Origin of the sequence: Anoxybacteroides rupiense (assembly GCF_014196195.1) — a bacterium.
Classification (GTDB): Bacteria; Bacillota; Bacilli; order Bacillales; family Anoxybacillaceae; genus Anoxybacteroides; species Anoxybacteroides rupiense.
The window spans coordinates 372,736-395,749 of the sequence record NZ_JACIDF010000004.1 but is presented as its reverse complement, the minus strand read 5'-3'; the positions used below and the strand labels follow the sequence as shown (position 1 = coordinate 395,749).

The following is a 23,014-nucleotide window of genomic DNA, read 5'->3' as shown; positions in this document are numbered from 1 at the left end:
GAGGAGTACCCAAGTCTGGCTGAAGGGGTCGGTCTTGAAAACCGAGAGGCGTCGAGAGGCGCGCGGGGGTTCGAATCCCTCCTCCTCCGCCATCAATATTAATAAGCTAATGATCATCGCGGGGTGGAGCAGCCAGGTAGCTCGTCGGGCTCATAACCCGAAGGTCGCAGGTTCAAATCCTGCCCCCGCAACCAAACAAAATGGTCCCGTAGTGTAGTGGTTAACATGCCTGCCTGTCACGCAGGAGATCGCGGGTTCGAGTCCCGTCGGGACCGCCATAAATGCGTATGGCTCGGTAGCTCAGTCGGTAGAGCAAAGGACTGAAAATCCTTGTGTCGGCGGTTCGATTCCGTCCCGAGCCACCATTTTTGTGTGAATGTTTGTAAATAAAGCGAATGAGTTGCTGAGAAAAGTGCTGTCTTTGGTGAATAATTTAGAAGAATAGCGCAAAAAAGCTTATGTCATGGCTGATTTTTCATAGAAATAAGCCGGCCTACCTCAATTGGTAGAGACGAGCGAAGCATCGGTGAAATGACTGCGAGTTGCCTCGACGCATTGGACATCTTGAAATATCTTGAAGAGGAAGAGGCACAGGACACATATGCTTTTATGGTTAGTTCTATGGATGAAGCCGACTTAGCTCAATTGGTAGAGCAACTGAATCGTAATCAGTAGGTTGCGGGTTCAAGTCCTGCAGTCGGCATTTTAACTTTTTTGAGTAATGGAGGGGTAGCGAAGTGGCCAAACGCGGCGGACTGTAAATCCGCTCCCTGTGGGTTCGGCGGTTCGAATCCGTCCCCCTCCACCAGTTAGGGGCATAGTTTAATGGTAGAACAGAGGTCTCCAAAACCTCCGGTGTGGGTTCGATTCCTACTGCCCCTGCCATTTTACAGCATGGCGGCTATGGCGAAGTGGTTAACGCACCAGATTGTGGCTCTGGCATTCGTGGGTTCGATTCCCACTAGTCGCCCCTTTTGAATATGAAGAGGATTGGGGTATAGCCAAGCGGTAAGGCAACGGACTTTGACTCCGTGATGCGTTGGTTCGAATCCAGCTACCCCAGCCAAATGCGGAAGTAGTTCAGTGGTAGAACACCACCTTGCCAAGGTGGGGGTCGCGGGTTCGAGTCCCGTCTTCCGCTTTGATGGCGGCATAGCCAAGTGGTAAGGCAGAGGTCTGCAAAACCTTTACCCCCGGTTCGAATCCGGGTGCCGCCTTTATCAAATGTAATGAATATAATTGTTGTTGTTTAATTAGTTGACTAATAGTTTGTTTTGTGGTATAATATATCATGTTCTGATGTTTGTGATTTGCCGATGTGGCGGAATTGGCAGACGCGCACGACTCAAAATCGTGTTCCCGTGAGGGAGTGTGGGTTCGACTCCCACCATCGGCACCATTTATTTTAACAGGGATGACCTGTTTTTTATTTTAAATTTGCTTCGACAAAATTTTACTTTTTTTGCTTCAAAAAATTACAATTTTGTTTAGCTGTGGTTGCTATTATAGTATATGCACGGGTGTAGTTTAATGGTAAAACCTCAGCCGCGAGCGATACATCATTGTATAGACGACGAGTTGCCTCGACGCACAAAGCATCTTAGAATGAACTGGTAGAGGAAGAGGCATGGCATATCGGGACACTAGAAATTTGTAATGAAAAATTTGATAATTATGCGGGTGTAGTTTAGTGGTAAAACCTCAGCCTTCCAAGCTGATGTCGTGGGTTCGATTCCCATCACCCGCTCCATTTATACATACATAGGGGACAACGCAGTGTTTCGTTTCTTAGGAGAACGGGGCATTGCGTTTTTTGTTTTTACATGCACGTTTATTGTATGATTTTCATTGTCGATTCTCCTCCATGAATCTGTGTGAACATGCTTTGAATGGAGCTAATCATTTTTGCACACTCGGTTTGCTCCATTGCTGGAGATAAGTATACGATTTGTATGGCTTGTTTGGTACTGTATGTAACGGCCGTGCGTTCAGAATCTACAATAGGGCTTCCAAATGGACCAAGCTCATCTTTGGCAATCAGTTTTTTAGCTAATTGAACATGGCGGCCATTGATCGCCTGATATTGATCTTCCTCTGTACCGACTTCAATCGAAATATCTCCCTTTATTTGGTCGGCGTCATAAATTCCGATCGGTATTTTATAATAAAGGGAAAAGAAGTTATTGATGTCGGCAGCTGAGTGAATGGAAGGAATAAATTGCTGTTTTTGTATACGCCGATATAAGCTTTCTGAAGAAGGACGATATCGACTTGGATCAGTTCCAATGGCTTTAAAAATTTGCCGCCATTCATTGATTTCTTTCATTTCAATAATAGGCTTCTCGTGCCATTCAAAATAAATGGATTCTTGAAAAAGCTGCAATCTTCCCTTCAACATTTGCGGAGAATCGTCTACTACGATATTGTTGTAAGTGATGACTCCTACTTTGAATGTTGGAATGATATGCTTGAGTGTTTGTGATATATTGATGTTCATATGTTCACCTCTAGTTTTTAATTTCATTTTACCATGAATTTAATATTTTAGCGAAAGGAGGGATTAGCATGGATGTGAAAAAATTGAAAGAAGATATTATTCAATACAGCCAAACCATCGGAATTGATAAAATTGGCTTTGCAAGTGCTGATCCGTTTGTGGAACTAAAGGAACGCCTTCGTCTTCAGCAACAGCTTGGATATCAATCAGGATTTGAGGAGCCGGATATTGAAAAAAGAACCGATCCCGCTCTGCTGTTGGATGAAGCGAAATCCATTATTTCTATCGCGCTTGCTTATCCTTCGAAAATGAAAAATGCGCCTCGAAGCACAAAAGAGGAAAAACGCGGAATTTTTTGCAGGGCGTCGTGGGGAACGGATTATCATATTATTTTGCAAGAGCGTCTGTTAAAGCTAAAGGAGTTTATTTTAGAAAGAGTGCCAAATGCAAAGGTTAAATCAATGGTAGATACGGGAGAATTAGCGGATCGGGCTGTGGCTGAGAGAGCCGGGATCGGTTGGAGCGGCAAAAACTGTGCGATTATTACTCCAGAGTTTGGATCATATGTGTATTTGGGAGAAATGATCACGAATATACCGTTTCCTCCAGATAATCCTATAGAAAATCGGTGTGGTTCATGTACAAAATGCCTCGATGCTTGCCCGACAGGAGCGCTTGTCCAAGGGGGACAGCTCAACGCTCAACGGTGCATTGCTTTTTTAACGCAGACAAAAGGTTTTATCGCAGATGAATTTCGTGAAAAAATTGGCAACCGTTTATACGGATGTGATACTTGCCAAACAGTGTGCCCAGAAAACAAAGGAAAGGACTTTCATTTTCACGAAGAAATGGAACCGGATCCAGAGGTGGTGAAGCCATTACTTAAGCCACTTCTCCATATGACGAATCGAGAGTTTAGAGAAAAGTTTGGGACTCTTTCGGGTGCATGGAGGGGGAAAAAGCCGATTCAAAGAAATGCTATTTTGGCATTAGCTCATTTTCAAGATCGGACAGCCATTCCTGATTTGTTAAAATTGCTAAAGGAAGATAGTCGGCCAGTCATCCGGGGAACAGCAGCTTGGGTATTAGGGAAAATTGGTGATGAAAATGTTATGCCCATTTTAGAAGAGGCCTTACAAATTGAAAAAGATGAAGAAGTATTGCGAGAAATAAAAAAAGGATTGCAGTTGTTGATGAATAGAAGGAAAGATGGAAAAAATCAGCCGACCATCACATAATGTAAAATAAAAAAGAAAAAGTGGTGGGCAATGTGAAAAAAGAGTTAGAAGAGCTGCTTAGAAAACGGGCACAATCCTTTGTTTCATTATCGAGATGCAAAGACGATCCAATGATTGAAAGAAAACTGCAATTATTCCAGAAACGGGATGCGGAAATCGTAAAATGTAGCATAAAGGGAACGGTTTGGCGAAAACAGAAGCTCAGGGAGAAGATCGATCTTGATTATATCGTGCATTATCAATTTTTAGTAAAGCAACGTGAATGGATGTATATAGAGGAAATGACAGAGCCAAGGCGCGCTTGTTTTGAGCAAAAACAATTAGTGGAAGATCATAAGCTGACGATTTTAGATAGAATAGAGCCTGAACATACAGTTGAACGAATGGCAAAAGGAGAAAAAAAGGCTTATGTATATGATCGAATCAAGGCTGTTCAATATGCAGAAACATGGTGGAACAGCTATAATCCCCGTTTCCCTAAATTTTCCGTTGATTGTACAAATTTTGTTTCTCAATGCTTGTACGCGGGAGGAATGCCGATGGTTGGCTATCCGGAGCGCGGCAAGGGATGGTGGATGCAAAATAACAATTGGAGCTATAGCTGGACCGTCGCTCATGCCTTTCGGTGGTATTTGGGAGGAGCGCATACCGGGTGGAACGCAGTAGAGGTTACCTCTCCAGAGCAGTTGTTGCCTGGCGATATTATTTGTTATGATTTTCAAGGAGACGGACGTTTTGACCACTCGACGATTGTAGTCGCGAAAGACCAAAAAGGCATGCCGCTCGTAAATGCTCATACAACGAATAGCCGGATGAGATATTGGTCGTATGAAGATTCGAGTGCCTACACTCCAAGTATTCAGTATAAATTTTTTCATATTGAGGATAAGGGATAGTATAATAAAACGAGAAAGATCAAATCTGAGGTGAGTAAACGTGGCTTTACATGTAGTATTGTATCAACCAGAAATTCCAGCGAATACTGGAAATATTGCACGTACATGCGCAGCAACGGACACAGTATTGCATTTGATCCGGCCGTTAGGATTTTCTACGGATGATAAAATGTTAAAGCGGGCAGGATTGGATTATTGGGAGTATGTCAATATTTTTTACTATGACTCGTTACAAGAGTTATTTGATCAGTATCAAGATGGGGAGTTTTATTTTATTACAAAATTTGGTCAAAAGCATTACGATTCTTTTGATTTTAGCGATCGCGAAAAGGACTATTTCTTTGTATTTGGACGTGAAACAAGCGGTCTTCCAAAAGAATTGATTGAAAACAATATGGATCGTTGCTTGCGCATCCCGATGAACGATAAAGTTCGTTCATTAAACTTATCCAATACGGCTGCCATTCTGGTGTATGAAGCCCTCAGGCAGCAAGGATTTAAAGGCTTATATTAACAAAAAACGACCTTCATGAGGAGGTCGTTTTTTATTGTTTAGTTTTTTACACTTGGCTTGTCGTCATATCCAGCTGTAAAAATGGCAGATAAAAAGGCAATGATGACCCCGAGCACGAGTAATGTTCTCATCGTGAATTTCCTCCTTATGTGATAAATAGTCGCTTCTCCTTACTATTATAGCCCATGGGACAAGTATTGTTTAGAGGAACAAGTAAATTTTTGTTTTATAGTGAATGATCAAGGACATCCTCGCATACATTGTAATAATCTCGTTGTTAGTCATCAAGTATTAAGGAGGTTCTTTATGGATATTTTAAAAAAAATCGAAAGATACAGGGAAGATGAGCAACGATTAAAGTGGGAAGGAACCTTCGCCGAATATTTGCAGGTTTTAAAGGAAAAGCCATGGGTTGCCCAGTCCGCTCATTCGCGTGTCTATAATATGATTAAAGATGCCGGGGTGGAGGAAGTAGATGGAAAAAAACGATACAATTTTTTTAGCGGGCAGTTGTTTGGGTTAGAAGAAGCACTTGAGCGCCTAGTAGAAGAATATTTTCACCCTGCCGCGAAACGATTGGATGTTCGGAAGCGTATTTTGTTATTGATGGGACCGGTCGGCGGAGGGAAGTCAACACTTGTTACGATGTTAAAGAGGGGATTGGAAGCTTATTCACTAACAGAACGAGGGGCTGTATACGCCATTAAAGGCTGCCCAATGCATGAGGACCCGCTCCATCTTATCCCCCATCACCTGCGTGATGATTTTTACAAAGAGTATGGAATACGGATTGAAGGAGAGCTTTCGCCACTTAACATGATGAGAGTGGAAAAAGAATATGGCGGTCGAATTGAAGATGTAATGGTCGAAAGAATTTTCTTTTCAGAAAATAAGCGCGTCGGAATTGGTACATTTAGTCCATCCGATCCTAAATCACAAGATATTGCCGATTTAACAGGAAGCATTGATTTTTCAACGATTGCTCAGTATGGTTCAGAGTCTGATCCTCGCGCCTATCGATTTGATGGTGAATTGAACAAAGCGAATCGCGGAATGATGGAATTTCAAGAAATGTTAAAGTGTGATGAAAAATTTTTATGGCATTTGCTTTCACTAACACAAGAAGGAAATTTCAAAGCTGGCAGATTCGCATTAATTAGCGCAGATGAATTAATTGTCGCTCACACAAACGAAACGGAATACCGCTCTTTTATCTCTAACAAAAAGAATGAGGCGCTTCATTCACGGATTATTGTGATGCCGATTCCATATAATTTAAAGGTGTCTGAGGAAGAACGAATTTATGAGAAAATGATTCGGGAAAGCGATGTTGCAGATGTGCATATTGCACCGCACACACTTCGTGTCGCAGCCATGTTTACGATTCTGACGAGATTGAAGGAGCCAAAGCGTCCAGATATTGATTTGCTGAAGAAAATGCGTTTATATGACGGTGAAACCGTAGAAGGGTTTAATGAAGTCGATGTAGAGGAATTGAAGAAGGAATATACCGATGAAGGAATGAGCGGAATTGATCCGCGTTATGTGATTAACCGCATTTCTTCATGCATTATTCGCAAGGAAGTGCCATCCATTAATGCATTAGATGTGCTTCGTTCATTAAAAGAAGGGCTGAACCAACATCCATCTATTTCAAAAGAAGATCGCGAGCGATATTTAAATTTCATTTCCTTGGCGCGAAAAGAGTATGATGAAATTGCAAAGCAAGAGGTGCAAAAAGCATTTGTCTACTCGTACGAAGAATCCGCTAAAACATTAATGGATAATTATCTAGACAATGTAGAAGCGTATTGCAATAAAACAAAATTGCGGGATCCGTTAACAGGAGAAGAAATGAATCCGGATGAAAAACTCATGCGTTCGATCGAGGAACAAATTGGCATTTCGGAAAATGCAAAGAAAGCATTTCGTGAAGAAATTTTAATTCGTATTTCAGCATATGCGCGAAAAGGGCAACGATTTGATTACAACTCCCATGAACGATTGCGGGAGGCGATTCAAAAGAAATTATTCGCTGATTTGAAGGACATCGTAAAAATTACAACATCCACAAAAACGCCGGATGAGCAACAACTTAAAAGAATTAACGAGGTGGTTGCCCGCCTTATCGATGAATATGGATATAATTCAACGTCTGCCAATGATTTGCTCCGTTATGTCGGAAGCTTATTGAATCGCTAGCATGCCTCAGCATCAGGCATGCTTTTTTCATCCATTGGGATTTTAGGCTTGTCTTACGGAGAAATGGGGACTAATTTTCTTAATTATTTGTCAATTATTTTTGGTTTTTGCATAGGATAGAGTAAACAACCGCCATTATTGTATGTTTGTAGACGCCAACACCAGTATATGATGAAAGGGTAAAAAATGTGATTAGGAGGGGAAACAATGAGTGGAAATTTTATTGTATCAAAAGAAGACTGGTCCCTCCATCGGAAAGGACATGATGATCAAAAAAGGCATCAGGAAAAAGTAAAAGAAGCGATAAAAAATAACTTAGCTGACTTAATTACTGAAGAAAGCATCATTATGTCAAATGGTCGCGATGTGATTAAAATTCCAATTCGTTCTTTAGATGAGTATAAAATTCGTTATAACTACGATAAAAATAAACATGTCGGCCAAGGAGATGGGGACAGTCAAGTAGGTGACGTGGTTGCTCGTGATGGTTCTGGAGAAGGACAAAAAGGACCAGGTAAGGGGCAAGGAGCTGGTGATCAAGCAGGAGACGATTACTATGAGGCCGAAGTTTCACTATTAGAGCTGCAAGAGGCTTTATTTAGCCAGTTAGAGCTTCCGGATCTAAAACGAAAGGAAGCAGATCAAAATACTGTTCAACACATTGAGTTTAACGACATTCGCCGAACCGGATTGATGGGAAATATTGATAAAAAACGAACGATGATGTCCGCATTTAAGCGAAATGCGATGAGCGGAAATCCAAGCTTTTATCCAATTTATCCGGAAGATTTAAAATTTAAAACATGGAATGAAGTCGTCAAGCCAGATTCGAAAGCGGTTGTTCTTGCGATGATGGACACGAGTGGCTCTATGGGTCTATGGGAAAAGTATATGGCTCGCAGCTTTTTCTTCTGGATGACACGGTTTTTGCGTACAAAATATGAAACGGTGGAAATTGCTTTTATCGCTCATCATACAGAAGCGAAGGTGGTAACAGAAGAGGAATTTTTCACAAAAGGGGAGAGCGGAGGAACCATTTGTTCATCAGCCTACAGAAAAGCGCTTGAATTGGTGGAAACTAAATATTCACCTTCGCGCTATAACATTTATCCGTTTCATTTCTCAGACGGAGACAATCTCACCTCCGATAACGCCCGATGTGTAAAGCTTGTGAATGAATTAATGAAGGTGTCCAATATGTTTGGATATGGAGAGGTGAACCAGTACAATCGCCATTCGACTCTCATGTCTGCTTATAAAAACATTAAAGATGAGAAATTTCGTTACTATATTCTCAAGCAAAAATCGGATGTGTTTCACGCGATGACCACATTTTTTAGAAAAGAGGAAAATAAAACACTTGTATAGCCCTTGCGTGATGCAGGGGTTTTTTATCATATCAGAATTTATGATCTTGCCTTTTTTAAAAGAAGTGAGGCGCTGTCTAGCTTCAAGCGCCATCGGCTCGAATCGCTCCTCTCCGTATTGCGGCGGTTCCTTCATTCAGCGACGGCGCAGGACCAAACTTGGCTTGGTTCGAGCTCTCCTCAGTGGGGCTTGTACGATCTTCGCCAGTAGGTGGATGTTTTGCCCTTTTCTTACGAAGCAGGCCATCGAGGTGTTGCTAGCTCCTCTCTCTCGATGATATGATAAACTCATATAGTAATAATTGGAATAGTGAGGATGATCATACATAGATGTTTATTTAAGAAGATGGCGTGGCCTGAATTCGCAGCAGAAGCCAGACCTGTAAAGATTGATCAATATGGGGAATGAAACGACAAAAGGATAAATGCAGAGAAGAAAGAGAGGGAATGGATCATGTCAAATTGGAAAGAAGAGATCGTATCATGGGGAAAGGCGGTTGGAATTGCCGTTATTATTGCAGTCGTAGTTAGAAATCTAATTTTTGCTCCTTATATTGTGAAAGGGGAGTCCATGCTGCCGACTCTGCAAAATGATAATCGCCTGATCGTGAGCAAGTTCAGCAAATGGGAGGGATACAAGCACTTTGATATCATTGTATTCAATGCTCCTGATTCAAAAGAAAAGTATATCAAAAGAATTATCGGCTTACCCGGAGATACCGTTGAAATGAAGCATGATACTTTATACATTAATGGTAAAGCCTATAATGAACCATATTTAAAAACATGGAAGGAGAAAAATGAGACGGAAGGCCTTGTGACAGGAGATTTTACTTTGCAGGAAATTACAAATAAAAAAGTCATTCCAAAAGGGTACGTTTTTGTGTTAGGGGATAACCGTTTAGTCAGCAAGGATAGCCGTTATTTTGGACTTGTGCCAATGAAGGATATTGTAGGTAAGGCTGTATTACGGATATGGCCAGTGGATGAGGCAGGATTAGTGAAATAAAGCAACTGTTTTTATACCTTTTAACATAATCCATCGAGGAGTCTCCCACTTCTTAACGGAGTGGAAGTGGGGCGGTTCATTAAAGATCATTTCTTTTATTTTCAAACTTATATAAATAACCCTCCCATCGTTTTTCGTTTTAAGCATTTGCGGGCGATCGCCGCGAATGCTTTTTTGTGTAAATAGGATCCTGTAAGATAAAGCGCTCCTGTCTTATCAGTCTGACATAAAGAATGGGTTAGTGAAACGCTAGGAAAGTGAAAGATTCAAGCTCCTCCCTCAGAAGGAAGCCATTTTATTAAGAAAAAATTAAGAAATGATTTGCATAATAGGACTAGCCAATTTAAATAGTTTCAATAAGGAGGAGTCTGTATTGAAAAAATGGATAGTTATATTCATTGTTGCCATTGTGGTGATTGGCGGAGGTGTTTGGATTTGGTCAATGGGCAAAAAAGATACTGTTGTAGCGCAAACACCTACAGCCTCTGTGCAAAAAGGAAAGTTGGAAGTGAAGGTAAGTGGCAATGGAACGATCCAGCCTGTTACAAGCGAAGATCTCAAAGCAAAAGCCAACAAGGAAGTAGACGAAGTCCTTGTTTCTGAAGGCGAGAAAGTGACAGAAGGGCAAGAGCTGATAACTTTTACAGATGGCAGCGATCCAATTACGGCGCCGGCAGCTGGAACGGTGACATCAGTAGCAGTAGAGCCAGGACAGCGAGTAACAATAGGTCAAGTTGTTGCTCATCTTACTAATTATGATGATTTACAAGTGACGGTACAAATCGATGAATTAGATATTCCGAAAATAAAAGCAGGCCAGACCGCAAGCGTGAAAATCAATGCATTTCCCAATACAACATACAGCGGCAAGGTGACCTCTATTGCAAATGAGGGAACCATCTCTAATGGTGTTTCAACATTTGATGTGACAGTGCATCTTGATAAATCAACCAATGTGAAGGTTGGCATGACAGCAGAAGCAAGTATTTTAGTAGAAAGCAAGGATAACGTGTTATACGTGCCGATTGAAGCTGTTAATACGATCAATGGACAAAAGTTTGTTGTTGTCACTGACCCATCTTCTTCGGAAAATGGCGAAGCTACTAGACGACAGATCATAAAAACAGGGATCAATAATGAAGATTACGTAGAAATCACTGAAGGATTAGAAGAGGGAGAGATTGTTCAATTGCCGAGAACGGCAGTTACAAGCTCAAATATGAATAACAGAATGGAGTTTGGCGGAATGATGAACCGTATGCCGCGAATGAATGGGGCAGGCGGTATGGGTGGCAGAAGCTACCGAGGAGGGGAGTAGGCAAATGGCCAAGTCAATTATTGAAATACAAAATATGACGAAAACATACCGCCTAGGCGGTGAGGTGGTCCAAGCCTTACAAGGAATTTCTTTGCAGATTCACAGTGGCGATTTCCTGGCGATTGTTGGACCCTCTGGTTCAGGAAAGTCGACTTTTATGAATATGATCGGATGCCTGGATCGACCAGATGCTGGCAGCTATTTTCTTGATGGAAAAGAAATTGCCAGATTGAATGACAATGAACTAGCAGCCATTCGAAATGAGAAAATCGGTTTTATTTTTCAAAATTTTTTCTTATTGCCGCGCCTAACTGCGCTGGAAAATGTCGAACTCCCTCTATTGTATAGAGGAATGAAAATAAAAGAAAGGCAGCAAATAGCGCAAGAATGCCTTAAAAAAGTCGGATTAATAGAACGTGCTCATCATTTGCCAAGCCAACTATCAGGCGGGCAACAGCAGCGTGTGGCAATCGCGCGAGCGCTTGTGGGCAATCCTCCTATTTTGCTGGCAGATGAGCCGACGGGAGCACTTGATAGTAAAACGAGTCAAGAGATTATTAACATTATGAAAGGACTAAATGAACAAGGGCATACGATTATTATCATTACCCATGATTGGGAAGTGGCCAAACAGGCGAAGCGCATCGTACGTATTCAAGATGGTCGTTTATTTGAAAGCAGAGGTGATTTCATTGAGGCTTCTTCAGTCGATTAAAATGGCGATGCGCAGCATTCGCGGCAATAAGCTACGTTCTTTTTTAACAATGCTTGGAATTATTATTGGCGTGTCTTCTGTCATTGTTTTAATTTCGATTGGCCAAGGATCAAGTAAAGCTGTAGCAGAGCAAATTAATCAATTAGGAACCAATTTATTAACGGTCAATGTGATGAATTCAGATATTGTAAAACTGACGGTAGAAGATACCGAAAAATTTCGTAAACTGGACGGGGTGAAGGAGATCGCTCCAGTTGTATCAGGGCGTGTAAGTGTTAAAAATGGCACGACCGCTACGCAAGTATCGTTGATCGGGACGACTGCTTCCTACCAGACTGTGCGAGAGGCTCAAGTTAGCCAAGGGCGCTTTTTGTCAGATATCGATGTAGAATATCGCCAAAAAATAGCTGTTTTAGGAGCTAATACTGCGCAAACGCTGTTTGGAATGGAAAATCCGGTCGGAAAATATATTCAGGTGGATGGAATATCTTTTAAAGTAGTAGGGGTGCTTGCATCCAAAGGAGGTTCCATGGGACAAAGCGGCGATGATGTTATTTTGCTGCCACTTTCAACGGCACAGCGTATCACGAAGAATACCAATGTACAAACCATGTATATTCAAGCAAAAAGTGCTGAACAATTAAACTGGATAATGGCAGAAATCGAACGAACTTTGATGCGCATGTTCCCAGACCATCAAGATAGCTATAGTGTTTTTAATCAGCAAGATTTAATGGATACAATGAGTTCGGTGACAAATACGATGACCATGATGCTTGGAGGAATTGCAGGTATTTCACTTTTAGTCGGCGGAATCGGGATTATGAATATTATGCTCGTATCCGTTTCAGAACGAACGAAAGAGATTGGAATTCGTAAAGCCATTGGTGCCAAACGAAGAGATATTTTACTGCAATTTTTAATTGAGGCCGCTGTGTTAAGTGCTTTTGGAGGGATAATCGGCATTGGACTTGGTTTAGGAATTGGCCAAATACTCTCTGTGACGCTGAAGTTATCTGTGTCTTATTCTGTGTCTGTCGTGCTCATTGCATTCTTGTTCTCGTTAATTGTCGGTATTGTCTTTGGGGTCTTTCCGGCTAGCAAAGCGGCAAAGCTCGATCCGATTCAAGCACTCCGTTATGATTGATTTTGGAAATGAAGCGATCGCCTTTTGCGACCGCTTCGTTTTGTTGTATATTGGAAAGAAGGAGGGGAACTGGGTGCGGCTATTAATCGTAGAAGACAATGTGGATTTATTGCAATCGATTATTCAAATTTTAAATGATGAGTTTACAGTAGACAGTGCGACAAACGGCGAGGAAGGGCTATTTTTGGCACGGCAAAATATTTATGATGCAATCATATTGGATGTGATGCTTCCTGAAATCGACGGCTTTGCGATTGTTCAGAAAATGAGAGCAGAAGAGATTCAAACGCCAGTTCTATTTTTAACGGCAAAAGATTCGCTTGAGGACCGGGTAAAGGGACTTGATTTTGGCGGGGATGATTACTTGGTAAAGCCGTTTCAGGCTGCGGAGCTAAAGGCGCGCCTGCGTGCTTTATTAAGGAGAAGCGGCAGCTTAACGACGAATCAAACCCTTCGCTATCGCGGGATTGAATTGCTAGGAAAAGAAAAGGATATTAAAGTCGATGATCATTTCATTCGCTTGACTGCGAAGCAATATGAGTTGCTGGAATATCTGATCAATAATAAAGGAACGATTTTAACGAAAGAACAAATTTATGATCGTGTATGGGGATTTGATTCAGATACGACGATTGCGATTGTCGAGGTATTTATTCATCATTTGCGCAAAAAACTGGAGCCGTTTGGCTATCATACAGATATTAAAACGATTCGCGGCGTGGGATACATGCTTGCGGAATCATAGGAGAGACCTCTATGTTTCGACGTACCCATATTCGACTGACGATTTTAAACTCATTTGTTTTTTTCATTCTTATTAGCATGCTTGGTGTTTTTTTATATTCGTATTTGCAAACGCGCTTATATAAAGATGTGGATGAGACCATTATTCGTGCGATGGAGCGAGTTCAATATGGGGAGGCGGGAGAAAGAATCGCTCCGCTGCGGGATCCTCGCCTTTTTATTATTGCTTGGAACGAACAAGGAAAAATCATTGATCCGAATGCGAACACAACATTGTTTCAACAGAACGAGCTCACCATTTATCCCCAACAGTTAAATGAGCTATATGATATCCAAATTGACCATTTATATTTTCGAACAATGGCTGTCTCTATAGATACGGCGTTTGGTAAAATAACTGTGCAAATATTGCGGAATATCAATTCGGAAAAAGAAATTTTAAATCGTCTGTTGCTGCTGATGATAGCAGGAGGCGGCGTCGCTCTTCTTTGCTCGGTGGCAGCGGGATATTTTCTTGCTGAACGAGCGCTGGTGCCCATTAAAAGCGCTTGGCAAAAGCAGCAGCAGTTTGTTTCCGATGCCTCTCATGAGCTTAGAACACCTTTAGCGGTTATACAGGCGAAAACGGATTTATTGTTTCGCTCTCCTTCGGCGACCATCGAAGAAAAAATTGTCGATATCTCCGTCATTGCTAAAGAATGCAGACGTCTTTCTAAGCTGGTAGCGAATTTATTAACATTGGCCCGTTCGGATTCAAATCAGATCGAGATGAAAAAGGAGCCATTTCGAATCGATGAGTTGCTGCGGGAAATTGTCAATCATTATGATGAAATTGCTTCCTATCAGCAAAAAGAAATGACGCTAGATAGTGAACCTTCTCTTTTATTTGCGGGAGATAGAGAAAGGATTCATCAGCTGATTGTGATTTTATTAGATAATGCCATGAAATATACAAAGGAAGGAGGAAAAATCCATCTTTCCTGCCATCAAAGCGCATCTTCTATTATACTAAAAGTACAGGATAATGGAATCGGTATTGCAGAAGAGGACATTCCGAAAATTTTTGATCGCTTCTACCAAAGCGATAAAGCTCGCGCCGCATCAGATGGAGCAGGTTTGGGGCTTTCCATTGCGAAATGGATTATCGACCAGCATTATGGGAAGGTGAAAGTGAAAAGTAAGCTAGGTGAAGGGACCTGTTTTGAAATTACCTTTCCTAAAAATCAAAAAATTTAACAGATCCACCGAGAAATCTCCCACCTTCCCATTGCCAAATCAAGCGAATTAATTCGTTTGGGAAGTATCCAGTTTTTGAATCGTCTCTAGCATTGCAAAAATAGGTTCCAGTACTTCTTGGTTACGCGGTGTCTGGATATTAACAATCATTGGAACGTTTCCTTTGATCCAAAGCACATTTACGGCCGTATCGTTTGTATAAGCTTTGTACCAGACCGCTTGATGAAGCATTCCTTGCAGGTTATTGGTTTCTTGCTGGACAGCGTCGGAGGTCACTGCCTTGGCTTGATCTTCGACCATTTTGGCATAGTCCGTTTCGTTGTCGTCTGGCTGCACTAGGCGGATTCTGACAAATGAACGATCTTTTAGGAGAACATCAGAATTCGGTTCTTCTGCTTCAAGCTTCCAGTTCCCTAAAACATAAAGAGAGAAGGATTGGTTTTCACTTGTTTCTAATTTTCCTGTTTCTTCATATGTTTTTCCATCTTTAGTATAAGATAGCTTTTTCTTAGTGGGAGGTTTGGCCTCTGTTTGAGATGCATTGTCCGTATTCGGGCTGTCAGTGCCTATGTTATGATGATCTGTCGAATTGTTATTATTCGTGCTGACGCTGCTGTCTTTGTTGCTGTTGTCTGTGCTACTGTTGTCTTGAGTGCTGGCAGTGTTAGCGTTTGGAGTTGTTGCCGTTTTTTCAGTTTCCTGCTTTGTGCCACAACCAGCTAGAAGAACAGTTCCTGCTACAAACAGTGTCAATATTTTGTATAGTGATTTCATAAAAAGCCCTCCTTAAATAAATGGAAGAATATCATTATTATATCATATGAAGAGTACGAATTATCCATTATTTTACTAAAAATGTGCCGCAATATGCGAAATAGAGGCTTTCTGCCTATTTTTTACTATAACCTTTTAACATCATCCATCGAGAAGCTCCTCATCTCTTAACGAAGTGTAGGTGGAGGGGGCGCTAGAAAATGGATGAAAATAGAAGTTCAAATGACGCTTATTACCTTAACGCTAATCGCTTTCTGAAAAATGGATAGAAAATCATTTAGAATCAAACTACTTTGTTGCTTGTTCTCCCACAAGCAGGGCATGGATATTCTTGATTTTGAATGAATCATGTGAAAAGGATGGATTATTCATCATTCTATCACAATCATAAGCTACATAGCATGATTGTATTTGTATGATAGAATTTGGCCGGTTTTGCGATGGTCTGGGCGCGGGCGGTCGAGCAGCGCTGCTTTCAGATCTTTATCTTACCTTCTTGTGACGAAAAGGCAAGTCGTAGATTTGTCTCCGACCATCGAAGAAAATAGAACTCTGCTTTTGGATGGGCCGTCTGTTCCCTTTTTTCGCGGGGCCTCGATCATTCGCAAATGGGGCCAATTGCTAAAGTCATTCATCACTTATATAGAAAAGCTAATGTTTTAACATATAGCGGTTAATAGGCCGGCCGACTCCGCCATATTGAATATCGATTTGCACTTTTTGTTGCTTTTCTAGATATTCTAAATAACGCCGGGCAGTGACGCGGGCAATTCCGACTCCCTCAGCTACCTCTTCTGCTGAAACAGGGATTGCCTGTTGCTGAAGGTAATTGATGATTTTTTGAAGTGTAATCTCATTCAATCCTTTTGGAAGTCCGCCATTTCTTTCGATCTGCGGCATTTGCAAAAGCCTGTCCAATTCTTGCTGTGTTAATGTGGTTTTAATAGTCAGCTTTTGTCGGAAAGTATGATAATTTTCTAATGCCTGTTTTAATCGTTCAAATTTGAATGGCTTCATAATATAATCAAATGCGCCGTTTTGCAGTACACGTCTTACCGTCTCTATATCGCTGGCAGCGGTAATGGCAATGACATCAACGGCGTGCCCCTCTGTTCGAATCTTCTGCAATGTTTCCAGTCCATCTTGGTGCGGCATATAAATATCAACGATGACTAAATCAGGATGAAGACGGCGCACCATTTCGATTCCTTGGATTCCATTTGAGGATATACCGATCACTTTAAAGTGCGGAACTTGCTCAATAAATTGTCGATTGACTTCTTGCACCATCGGGTCATCTTCGATTAATAGCACTTTGTACATTCTTTATTTTCCCCTTTTCTTACATGTCGAATGTAATAGTAAAAATGGTTCCCTTGCCCATCTCTGATTCTACATGGATTTTTCCGTTCCCTTTCCTGACGATTTGTTGAAGGAGATATAAGCCGATGCCCCGGTTCTTTTTATCCTTTGTTGAAAATCCTTCATCAAAAATATAAGGGAGATGGCGCTGATCGATACCGCAACCGTTATCCTCTACTGAAAGGCATAAGAGTTCATCATTCTGTTCAATGCTAATATAAATTTCTTTCTTTCGCTCAATCATCGTTTGAAAAGAGTCGAAGGCGTTTTCGATTAAATTTCCAAGTATAACCACGAAATCATGATGGTCTAACGCACTTGGGAGTTTTTTGAGCTTACTATGGCGGTCGATGATGACTTGAATGCCGAGCTCTTTTCCGCGGCGGATTTTGCTAAGCAGCAGTCCGGAAATACTATCATCTTTAATCTTTTGGCTTAAAAATTTAGTCAGTTCGGCCTGTTCTTCAGTTATCTTAAATACGTATTCAAGCGCTTTTTCTTTATGGCCGAGCTGAATAAGGCCAGCAATGGTATGAAGCTTATTCATATATTCGTGATTTTGAACCCGCAAGGCGCTGACGAAGGCTTTCACTCCTGTCAATTCCTCCGCCAGCTTTTTGACTTCTGTTTGATCTTGAAAAATAGCGACGGCTCCGACAATTTGACCATTTACTTTAATAGGAATTCGGTTGCTTAAAATATTTAAATGCCGAGTTTGCAGTTCTTTATTATAGATTGGCTCATTGATTTGCAGGATTTCCGGTAAGTGTGTATCGGGAAGGATCAAACGAATCGGTTTGCCAATGACATCTTCATAAATTCCTAACATTTGTTTCGCTTTGTCGTTAAAAATCGTAATTTTTTCATCTTTATCAATGGCAATAACCCCTTCATGCATCGCATTAAATGTCTCTGTTCGCTCAACAAGCAGCTTCGCAATTTCATGCGGCTCCAGTTGAAACATTTGCCGCTTAATATGAGAAGCAAGCAGCCAAGATCCGATTCCCCCAAACAATAAAGAAAGGCCAGCGGTAAGCAAAATTTCTATTTTTAAGGATAATAATGCTTCTAGGACGCTCGGAAGCTGATAAGCGGCGATAACGACGCCAATCTGCTGGTGATCGTTGTTCATAATCGGAACAAATGCGCGAATAACCGTGCCAATTTCACCGCGAGCTTTAGATGTGTATGTATGTTCAGCGAAGGCAGGGCCTTCATCTTTTCCAAATGACGGCTTGCCGATCATTTCTTGCACAGGATGGGATAATCGAATACGATGTTGATCTAATACGACGATATAGGTCGCTCCATGAATGATTCGTAAACGTTCCACCACAGCATTAATAGAGTGTCGCCCAGCTGGTGTTCCTATTATATTTTGCTTGATCTCTGGAAGTTCAGAGACCGTGCGCGCAGTTAAAAGAGCGCGTTGTTTCAGCTCTTCTTCCTTTGTGTGAACGAAATTTCCGACAATCACAATGCCGCCTAACAGTAAAGAGAAGCTCACAATAAAAAAGATAAGGGCTGTAATTTTCCAACGAATCGATAGTCTTTTCATCTGTCAACTCCTTCTCAGAAAGACAAAGCATGCCAGTTGTTTTGCCTGTTGCCTCTCTGTTTTTTGACCGTGAGAGGCAGCAGAAAAAACAGGAGAAAGATTGAAGCGATGGGTTCCCAAAACAGATCCTCCATTGTGTCTTGATCATAAAGCATAAAACTTTTCTTCTATCTATTTTATCATTTCTCTCTGTATATGTTAGAATTTTCTCAAAGCAGAAAACAGGTGACGGGAGAGAAGCATGAGAAGAAAATGGATGATCACCGGCTTATTGGCTATTTTAGCTGCTGTAATCGTATGGATGATACAAATTCAAAAGCCGGAGCAGCTTGTTTATGATGATGAACAGCAAGGGTTAAACAAGCAAATTGTGATTTATTTTAGCCACGTTGTCGCTGAAAATACACCAAAAGGATTAGCAGCGCAGAAATTCGCTCAATTGGTGGAGAAGAAGACAAATGGCCGGGTGAAGGTAGAAGTATTTCCAAATGGATCTTTATACTCAGACGGGGAAGAAATCGATGCCTTATTGCGCGGTGATGTGCAAATGATTGCCCCATCATTGTCAAAGGTCACACAGTTGATTCCAGAGTGGCAGGTTCTGGATTTGCCGTTTATTTTTCAAGATTATAGCGATGTCGAAAGAACCTTTACAGGAGAGGTCGGAAAGCAATTATTAGCGATGCTTGACCGCGAAGGGATGAAAGGGCTTGCGTTATGGAGCAATGGTTTTAAACAGATGATGAGCAATCGCCGGCTATTGATTGAACCAAACGATTTTTCAGGATTAAGGTTTCGGGTGATGCCGAGTGAAGTCATTAGCAAACAGTTTCAGGTTTTAGGGGCCAATCCGATCGTAGTTTCTTTTGACCGTGTTTATGAATCGTTAGAGAAGCATGAATTTGATGGGCAAGAAAATACGATCTCCAATATTTATTCAAAAGGGTTTTATCAATTTCAACCATACTTAACAATCAGTAATCATGGCTATCTTGGCTATGCTGTTATAGTCAACGGCAGGTTCTGGAATAGTTTACCAAAAGATATTCAAGAAAAAATTACCGAAGCCATGCAGGAGACAACGAGATGGAATTTACAGCAGTCTAAACAACAAAATCAAGAAGAATTGGAACGAATGAAACAAAATCAGCAAATGCATATTTATGAACTTACAGAAACAGAAAGAGAAAAATGGAAACAGTCATTTAGACCATTATATGAAGAATTTCAGAGAGAATTTGGCAACGATCTTTTGCGGAAGATTCAGCACTGAGCCTCATTGGCTCAGTATTTTTTATGGATTTGGTTTGAAGAACAAAATGAACAAAATGAACAATATTACCATAATATTCATACTCTTCTGTCGTTTGTTAAGATAAAGGCGATGATAAATGAAAGCGTTATCAAATAGAGGGGGACAGAAGGATGAGGATTCATTTTAAAAATTTAACGGTTCAAGTGCTCACGGGAATTGTGCTTGGTATTTTGGTAGGTTTTTTATTTCCCGATTTTGGAACGCAGCTAAAGGTGCTAGCCGATGGATTTATTAAGTTGATTAAAATGCTGATCGCACCCATTATTTTCTTTACTGTTGTCATCGGTATTGGAAACATGGGGGATTTGAAAAAGGTAGGACGAATTGGCGGTAAAGCGCTCATTTATTTTGAAATTGTGACGACGTTTGCTTTAGCTATCGGGATCATCGTTGTCAATCTTATCAAGCCTGGTGCAGGAGTTAATATAGACGCGATAAAGGGGGGCGATGTTTCCCAGTATACGAAGCAGGCAGAAGCAACGGACCACGGGATTGTCGAGTTTTTATTAAGTATTATTCCTGATAATGTGGTTGGAGCGATGGCGAAGGGAGACCTGCTTCCGATTCTTTTCTTTGCTGTACTGTTTGGATTAGCGACAGCGGCAATGGGAGAAAAAGCAAAGCCAGTAGTAGATTTATTTGAAAGATTAGCTGATATTTTCTTCCGTATTGTTAACATGGTAATGAAGGTATCTCCTCTTGCCGCTTTTGGCGCTATGGCTTATACGATCGGTACATTTGGATTAAGCTCTTTAGTGGCCCTTGGAAAGCTAATGGGATCTGTTTATATGACAATGTTTTTATTTATCGTGCTTGTGCTGGGGGCGATTGCTAAATTTTATCGATTTAGCATTTTTAAATTTATTGCATACATTAAAGACGAAATTTTGCTTGTGCTCGGGACATCTTCTTCAGAGTCAGCCTTGCCGAAAATGATGGAAAAACTCGAAAAGTATGGGTGTTCTAAATCGGTCGTTGGTCTTGTGGTTCCGACAGGATATTCTTTCAATTTAGATGGAACATCGATTTATCTTTCCATGGCGGCCATGTTTATTGCGCAAGCGTACGGGATTGATCTGACCATATGGCAAGAACTCACATTGTTAGGTGTGTTAATGCTGACTTCGAAAGGAGCGGCAGGAGTAACGGGATCAGGGTTTATTACGCTGGCGGCAACGCTCACAGCATTTCCGATGATTCCAGTAGAGGGAATTGCATTGCTTCTTGGAGTGGATCGCTTTATGTCGGAAGCGCGCGCTATCACGAATCTCATCGGAAACGGGGTAGCTACAGTTGTTGTTTCAAAAATGGAAAAGGAATTTCATACTGAGGGCAATCCTGAGATGAATCAAAAGATGACCATCGCCCAGTAATGGACGGTGGAGGATGACAGAAAAGATCATGGAATATAGCTAGCGCAAGATTTCGGCAAATGAATTCTTGGACATGCTGACTATATTGCTTTTGAAAGAGCGTGGTTCAGCATGAACCAATATCTTCAGAAAAATCGGCGGCCGAAGGCAAAGAAGTAGATTTTCCTTCAGCCGTCGTTACACTATATAGGCTCCATGTTCATACAAAAAAGTAAAAAAGGAAGTGTATGCTTTTTTATTCAAAATAGGTTGACAATGGTATTTATTGTTTGTATAATAAATCTCGAATTAAAAATTTATTAGATCGAAATTTATTATCTCGATTTCAAGATTTTTGACTTTTGGGAGGATGTGAGCTAGGTTGATTCAAATATATCCGGCAGATGAAAGATATCATGCAACTCATGGTTGGCTAGATACGCACTTTAGTTTTTCTTTTGCTGAGTATTTTGACCCAACTAACGTAAATTTTGGCCCCTTGCGTGTATTAAATGATGATGTGATCAAACCACTTCGTGGATTTGGTGCACATCCCCATCAAGAAATGGAGATTGTGTCGATTGTGCTTAGCGGTCAGCTGAAACATAAAGATAGTTTAGGCAATGAGGCCGTTACTACATTTGGCGGCATTCAGCGAATGTCGGCTGGAACTGGAATTGTTCATTCTGAGGTGAATCCATCAGCGACAGAGGATGTGAATTTGCTGCAGCTTTGGTTTTTGCCAGAACGTCAAGGCCTTGCTCCGTCTTATGAGAGAACCGACTTTGATATAAGCCAATTGAAAAACCAATGGCTTCCTGTTGTAGCGAAAAATCCACAATCTCCTAATGTGGCGCACATTCATCAGGATTTAACCATCTATTTGTCAGATATCGAAGCGGGAAATGAGATCATATTTGAGCAGGAGAGCGGCCGTCGCATTTTCCTGTTTGTGATTGATGGAGAATTGAAGGTTAACGAGGAGGTTAATCTATATAAACGAGATTCTGCACGAATGGCTCAAACCCCTCAATTAAAAATAGCCGCTGAGACCGATACGCGGGTAATGCTCATTGATCTGCCTTAAAAGGCGGAATGAGATTATATATTTATAAAGGAGAGAATGGATATGACCAATGTCAACTTAGCGATCATCTATTACAGTTCTACCGGAACCAATTACAAATTAGCGAAATGGGCAGAAGAAGCAGCGAAAGACGCAGGGGCAGACGTAAAGGTATTAAAAGTTCCCGAGCTTGCTCCAGCGGCAGCCATTGAATCTAACCCTGCTTGGAAGGCACATGTGGAAGCAACAAAAGATGTTCCAACGGTTACGCTAGATGACTTGGAATGGGCAGATGCGATTATTTTCAGCGTACCAACCCGATTTGGCAATGTTCCAGGGCAGCTTAAACAATTTTTAGACACAACAGGGGGGCTTTGGTTCCAAGGGAAGCTTGTCAACAAAGTGGTAAGTGCTATGTCAAGCTCTCAAAATCCTCATGGTGGTCAAGAGCAAACCATTTTGCAATTGTACACAACGATGTATCATTGGGGAGCCATTGTGGCAGCGCCAGGATATACCGATTCGGCGATTTTTGCTGGCGGAGGAAATCCATATGGTACAAGTGTAACAGTAGATCAAAACGGCAATATTGCTGAAGATGCTGAGGCGGCTGTCAAACATCAAGCAAAACGCACGGTGCAAGTCGCCCAATGGGTGAAAAACGGTTTACAAAAATAAAAAATTCATGAGATCAGATGAAACCG

At 41.3% G+C, this 23,014-nt stretch carries 19 protein-coding genes and 12 tRNA genes; 27 read left to right on the top strand and 4 right to left on the bottom strand.

Features of this window, described 5'->3' with window-relative positions; translation table 11 throughout:
* The first annotated feature begins 117 nt into the window (after nt 1-117).
* The 12 genes from GGQ95_RS09795 (at nt 118) to GGQ95_RS09740 (ending at nt 1,750) form a co-directional block, all read left to right on the top strand.
* Nucleotides 118-194, top strand: a tRNA-Met gene (locus tag GGQ95_RS09795).
* Nucleotides 195-202: 8 nt separating this feature from the next.
* Nucleotides 203-278: transfer RNA gene (locus GGQ95_RS09790), tRNA-Asp, on the top strand.
* Between the two features lie 11 nt (nt 279-289).
* Nucleotides 290-365, top strand: a tRNA-Phe gene (locus GGQ95_RS09785).
* A 265-nt stretch (nt 366-630) separates the two neighbouring features.
* Nucleotides 631-703, top strand: a tRNA-Thr gene (locus GGQ95_RS09780).
* Nucleotides 704-723: 20 nt separating this feature from the next.
* Nucleotides 724-808 (top strand) — tRNA-Tyr (locus GGQ95_RS09775).
* 3 nt (nt 809-811) lie between these two features.
* Nucleotides 812-885, top strand: a tRNA-Trp gene (locus GGQ95_RS09770).
* 12 nt (nt 886-897) lie between these two features.
* A tRNA-His gene (locus GGQ95_RS09765) sits at nt 898-970 on the top strand.
* A gap of 21 nt (nt 971-991) precedes the next feature.
* Nucleotides 992-1,066 (top strand) — tRNA-Gln (locus tag GGQ95_RS09760).
* Between the two features lie 3 nt (nt 1,067-1,069).
* Nucleotides 1,070-1,141, top strand: a tRNA-Gly gene (locus tag GGQ95_RS09755).
* 5 nt (nt 1,142-1,146) lie between these two features.
* Nucleotides 1,147-1,217: transfer RNA gene (locus GGQ95_RS09750), tRNA-Cys, on the top strand.
* Nucleotides 1,218-1,312: 95 nt separating this feature from the next.
* Nucleotides 1,313-1,399: transfer RNA gene (locus GGQ95_RS09745), tRNA-Leu, on the top strand.
* 277 nt (nt 1,400-1,676) lie between these two features.
* A tRNA-Gly gene (locus tag GGQ95_RS09740) sits at nt 1,677-1,750 on the top strand.
* Nucleotides 1,751-1,831: 81 nt separating this feature from the next.
* On the opposite strand, the gene GGQ95_RS09735 is transcribed toward GGQ95_RS09740, so the two are convergent.
* Complete coding sequence (locus GGQ95_RS09735) at nt 1,832-2,497, bottom strand: B3/B4 domain-containing protein (protein WP_066147749.1); 666 nt, start codon at nt 2,495-2,497, stop codon at nt 1,832-1,834.
* A 68-nt stretch (nt 2,498-2,565) separates the two neighbouring features.
* Here GGQ95_RS09735 and queG point away from each other — a divergent pair, with 68 nt between their 5' ends.
* The 11 genes from queG (at nt 2,566) to GGQ95_RS09680 (ending at nt 14,883) form a co-directional block, all read left to right on the top strand.
* Nucleotides 2,566-3,735: a tRNA epoxyqueuosine(34) reductase QueG gene (gene queG, locus GGQ95_RS09730; protein ID WP_183186675.1), complete on the top strand. Its 1,170-nt coding sequence runs from the start codon at nt 2,566-2,568 to the stop codon at nt 3,733-3,735.
* Nucleotides 3,736-3,767: 32 nt separating this feature from the next.
* Nucleotides 3,768-4,631, top strand: a complete 864-nt coding sequence (locus tag GGQ95_RS09725; protein WP_044745210.1) for an amidase domain-containing protein — start codon at nt 3,768-3,770, stop codon at nt 4,629-4,631.
* A gap of 40 nt (nt 4,632-4,671) precedes the next feature.
* Nucleotides 4,672-5,145, top strand: coding sequence for a tRNA (uridine(34)/cytosine(34)/5-carboxymethylaminomethyluridine(34)-2'-O)-methyltransferase TrmL (gene trmL, locus GGQ95_RS09720; RefSeq protein WP_044745211.1), 474 nt, complete (start codon nt 4,672-4,674; stop codon nt 5,143-5,145).
* A 306-nt stretch (nt 5,146-5,451) separates the two neighbouring features.
* Nucleotides 5,452-7,347, top strand: a complete 1,896-nt coding sequence (locus GGQ95_RS09715; protein ID WP_044745212.1) for a PrkA family serine protein kinase — start codon at nt 5,452-5,454, stop codon at nt 7,345-7,347.
* Between the two features lie 207 nt (nt 7,348-7,554).
* The gene (yhbH, locus tag GGQ95_RS09710; RefSeq protein ID WP_044745213.1) at nt 7,555-8,715 is read left to right on the top strand and encodes a sporulation protein YhbH; all 1,161 of its coding nucleotides are present in this window, start codon (nt 7,555-7,557) and stop codon (nt 8,713-8,715) included.
* A 453-nt stretch (nt 8,716-9,168) separates the two neighbouring features.
* Nucleotides 9,169-9,723 carry a signal peptidase I gene (gene lepB / locus GGQ95_RS09705; protein ID WP_066147887.1) on the top strand — a complete coding sequence of 185 codons (555 nt, stop codon included), beginning with the start codon at nt 9,169-9,171 and terminating at the stop codon, nt 9,721-9,723.
* A 373-nt stretch (nt 9,724-10,096) separates the two neighbouring features.
* Entirely contained in the window at nt 10,097-11,041 is a 945-nt protein-coding gene (locus tag GGQ95_RS09700) for an efflux RND transporter periplasmic adaptor subunit (protein ID WP_244963658.1), read from the top strand.
* A gap of 4 nt (nt 11,042-11,045) precedes the next feature.
* Nucleotides 11,046-11,756: an ABC transporter ATP-binding protein gene (locus GGQ95_RS09695; RefSeq protein ID WP_066147892.1), complete on the top strand. Its 711-nt coding sequence runs from the start codon at nt 11,046-11,048 to the stop codon at nt 11,754-11,756.
* Nucleotides 11,734-12,903, top strand: a complete 1,170-nt coding sequence (locus tag GGQ95_RS09690; protein ID WP_231734612.1) for an ABC transporter permease — start codon at nt 11,734-11,736, stop codon at nt 12,901-12,903. Before GGQ95_RS09695 ends, GGQ95_RS09690 begins: the two co-directional genes overlap by 23 nt.
* Before the next feature lie 73 nt (nt 12,904-12,976).
* Nucleotides 12,977-13,648, top strand: a complete 672-nt coding sequence (locus GGQ95_RS09685) for a response regulator transcription factor (RefSeq protein WP_066148364.1) — start codon at nt 12,977-12,979, stop codon at nt 13,646-13,648.
* Nucleotides 13,649-13,659: 11 nt separating this feature from the next.
* Nucleotides 13,660-14,883: a sensor histidine kinase gene (locus GGQ95_RS09680; protein WP_066147898.1), complete on the top strand. Its 1,224-nt coding sequence runs from the start codon at nt 13,660-13,662 to the stop codon at nt 14,881-14,883.
* A 48-nt stretch (nt 14,884-14,931) separates the two neighbouring features.
* On the opposite strand, the gene GGQ95_RS09675 is transcribed toward GGQ95_RS09680, so the two are convergent.
* From GGQ95_RS09675 to GGQ95_RS09665, 3 genes are all read right to left on the bottom strand, one after another.
* Entirely contained in the window at nt 14,932-15,657 is a 726-nt protein-coding gene (locus GGQ95_RS09675) for a DUF8580 domain-containing lipoprotein (RefSeq protein ID WP_044745218.1), read from the bottom strand.
* Between the two features lie 651 nt (nt 15,658-16,308).
* Nucleotides 16,309-16,980: a response regulator gene (locus tag GGQ95_RS09670; protein ID WP_183186673.1), complete on the bottom strand. Its 672-nt coding sequence runs from the start codon at nt 16,978-16,980 to the stop codon at nt 16,309-16,311.
* A 19-nt stretch (nt 16,981-16,999) separates the two neighbouring features.
* Nucleotides 17,000-18,577, bottom strand: a complete 1,578-nt coding sequence (locus tag GGQ95_RS09665) for an ATP-binding protein (RefSeq protein ID WP_183186672.1) — start codon at nt 18,575-18,577, stop codon at nt 17,000-17,002.
* A 241-nt stretch (nt 18,578-18,818) separates the two neighbouring features.
* Here GGQ95_RS09665 and GGQ95_RS09660 point away from each other — a divergent pair, with 241 nt between their 5' ends.
* The 4 genes from GGQ95_RS09660 to wrbA all read left to right on the top strand — a co-directional run bounded on the left by GGQ95_RS09660 (nt 18,819) and on the right by wrbA (nt 22,988).
* Nucleotides 18,819-19,850, top strand: a complete 1,032-nt coding sequence (locus tag GGQ95_RS09660) for a TRAP transporter substrate-binding protein (protein ID WP_044745221.1) — start codon at nt 18,819-18,821, stop codon at nt 19,848-19,850.
* A 152-nt stretch (nt 19,851-20,002) separates the two neighbouring features.
* Nucleotides 20,003-21,265 carry a dicarboxylate/amino acid:cation symporter gene (locus GGQ95_RS09655; RefSeq protein ID WP_044745222.1) on the top strand — a complete coding sequence of 421 codons (1,263 nt, stop codon included), beginning with the start codon at nt 20,003-20,005 and terminating at the stop codon, nt 21,263-21,265.
* Between the two features lie 361 nt (nt 21,266-21,626).
* Nucleotides 21,627-22,331, top strand: a complete 705-nt coding sequence (locus GGQ95_RS09650; RefSeq protein ID WP_066147910.1) for a pirin family protein — start codon at nt 21,627-21,629, stop codon at nt 22,329-22,331.
* 42 nt (nt 22,332-22,373) lie between these two features.
* Nucleotides 22,374-22,988 carry an NAD(P)H:quinone oxidoreductase gene (wrbA, locus tag GGQ95_RS09645; protein ID WP_183186671.1) on the top strand — a complete coding sequence of 205 codons (615 nt, stop codon included), beginning with the start codon at nt 22,374-22,376 and terminating at the stop codon, nt 22,986-22,988.
* Nucleotides 22,989-23,014: the final 26 nt, after the last annotated feature.

Bases quoted from the DNA above. Each gene is read 5' to 3' on its own strand.
- GGQ95_RS09660 (WP_044745221.1), top strand. From the start codon at position 18,819: ATGAGAAGAAAATGGATGATCACCGGCTTATTGGCTATTTTAGCTGCT.
- GGQ95_RS09695 (WP_066147892.1), top strand. From the start codon at position 11,046: ATGGCCAAGTCAATTATTGAAATACAAAATATGACGAAAACATACCGC.
- GGQ95_RS09680 (WP_066147898.1), top strand. From the start codon at position 13,660: ATGTTTCGACGTACCCATATTCGACTGACGATTTTAAACTCATTTGTT.
- GGQ95_RS09735 (WP_066147749.1), bottom strand. From the start codon at position 2,497: ATGAACATCAATATATCACAAACACTCAAGCATATCATTCCAACATTC.
- GGQ95_RS09665 (WP_183186672.1), bottom strand. From the start codon at position 18,577: ATGAAAAGACTATCGATTCGTTGGAAAATTACAGCCCTTATCTTTTTT.
- queG (WP_183186675.1), top strand. From the start codon at position 2,566: ATGGATGTGAAAAAATTGAAAGAAGATATTATTCAATACAGCCAAACC.
- GGQ95_RS09670 (WP_183186673.1), bottom strand. From the start codon at position 16,980: ATGTACAAAGTGCTATTAATCGAAGATGACCCGATGGTGCAAGAAGTC.
- yhbH (WP_044745213.1), top strand. From the start codon at position 7,555: ATGAGTGGAAATTTTATTGTATCAAAAGAAGACTGGTCCCTCCATCGG.
- lepB (WP_066147887.1), top strand. From the start codon at position 9,169: ATGTCAAATTGGAAAGAAGAGATCGTATCATGGGGAAAGGCGGTTGGA.
- GGQ95_RS09715 (WP_044745212.1), top strand. From the start codon at position 5,452: ATGGATATTTTAAAAAAAATCGAAAGATACAGGGAAGATGAGCAACGA.
- GGQ95_RS09675 (WP_044745218.1), bottom strand. From the start codon at position 15,657: ATGAAATCACTATACAAAATATTGACACTGTTTGTAGCAGGAACTGTT.
- wrbA (WP_183186671.1), top strand. From the start codon at position 22,374: ATGACCAATGTCAACTTAGCGATCATCTATTACAGTTCTACCGGAACC.
- GGQ95_RS09655 (WP_044745222.1), top strand. From the start codon at position 20,003: ATGAGGATTCATTTTAAAAATTTAACGGTTCAAGTGCTCACGGGAATT.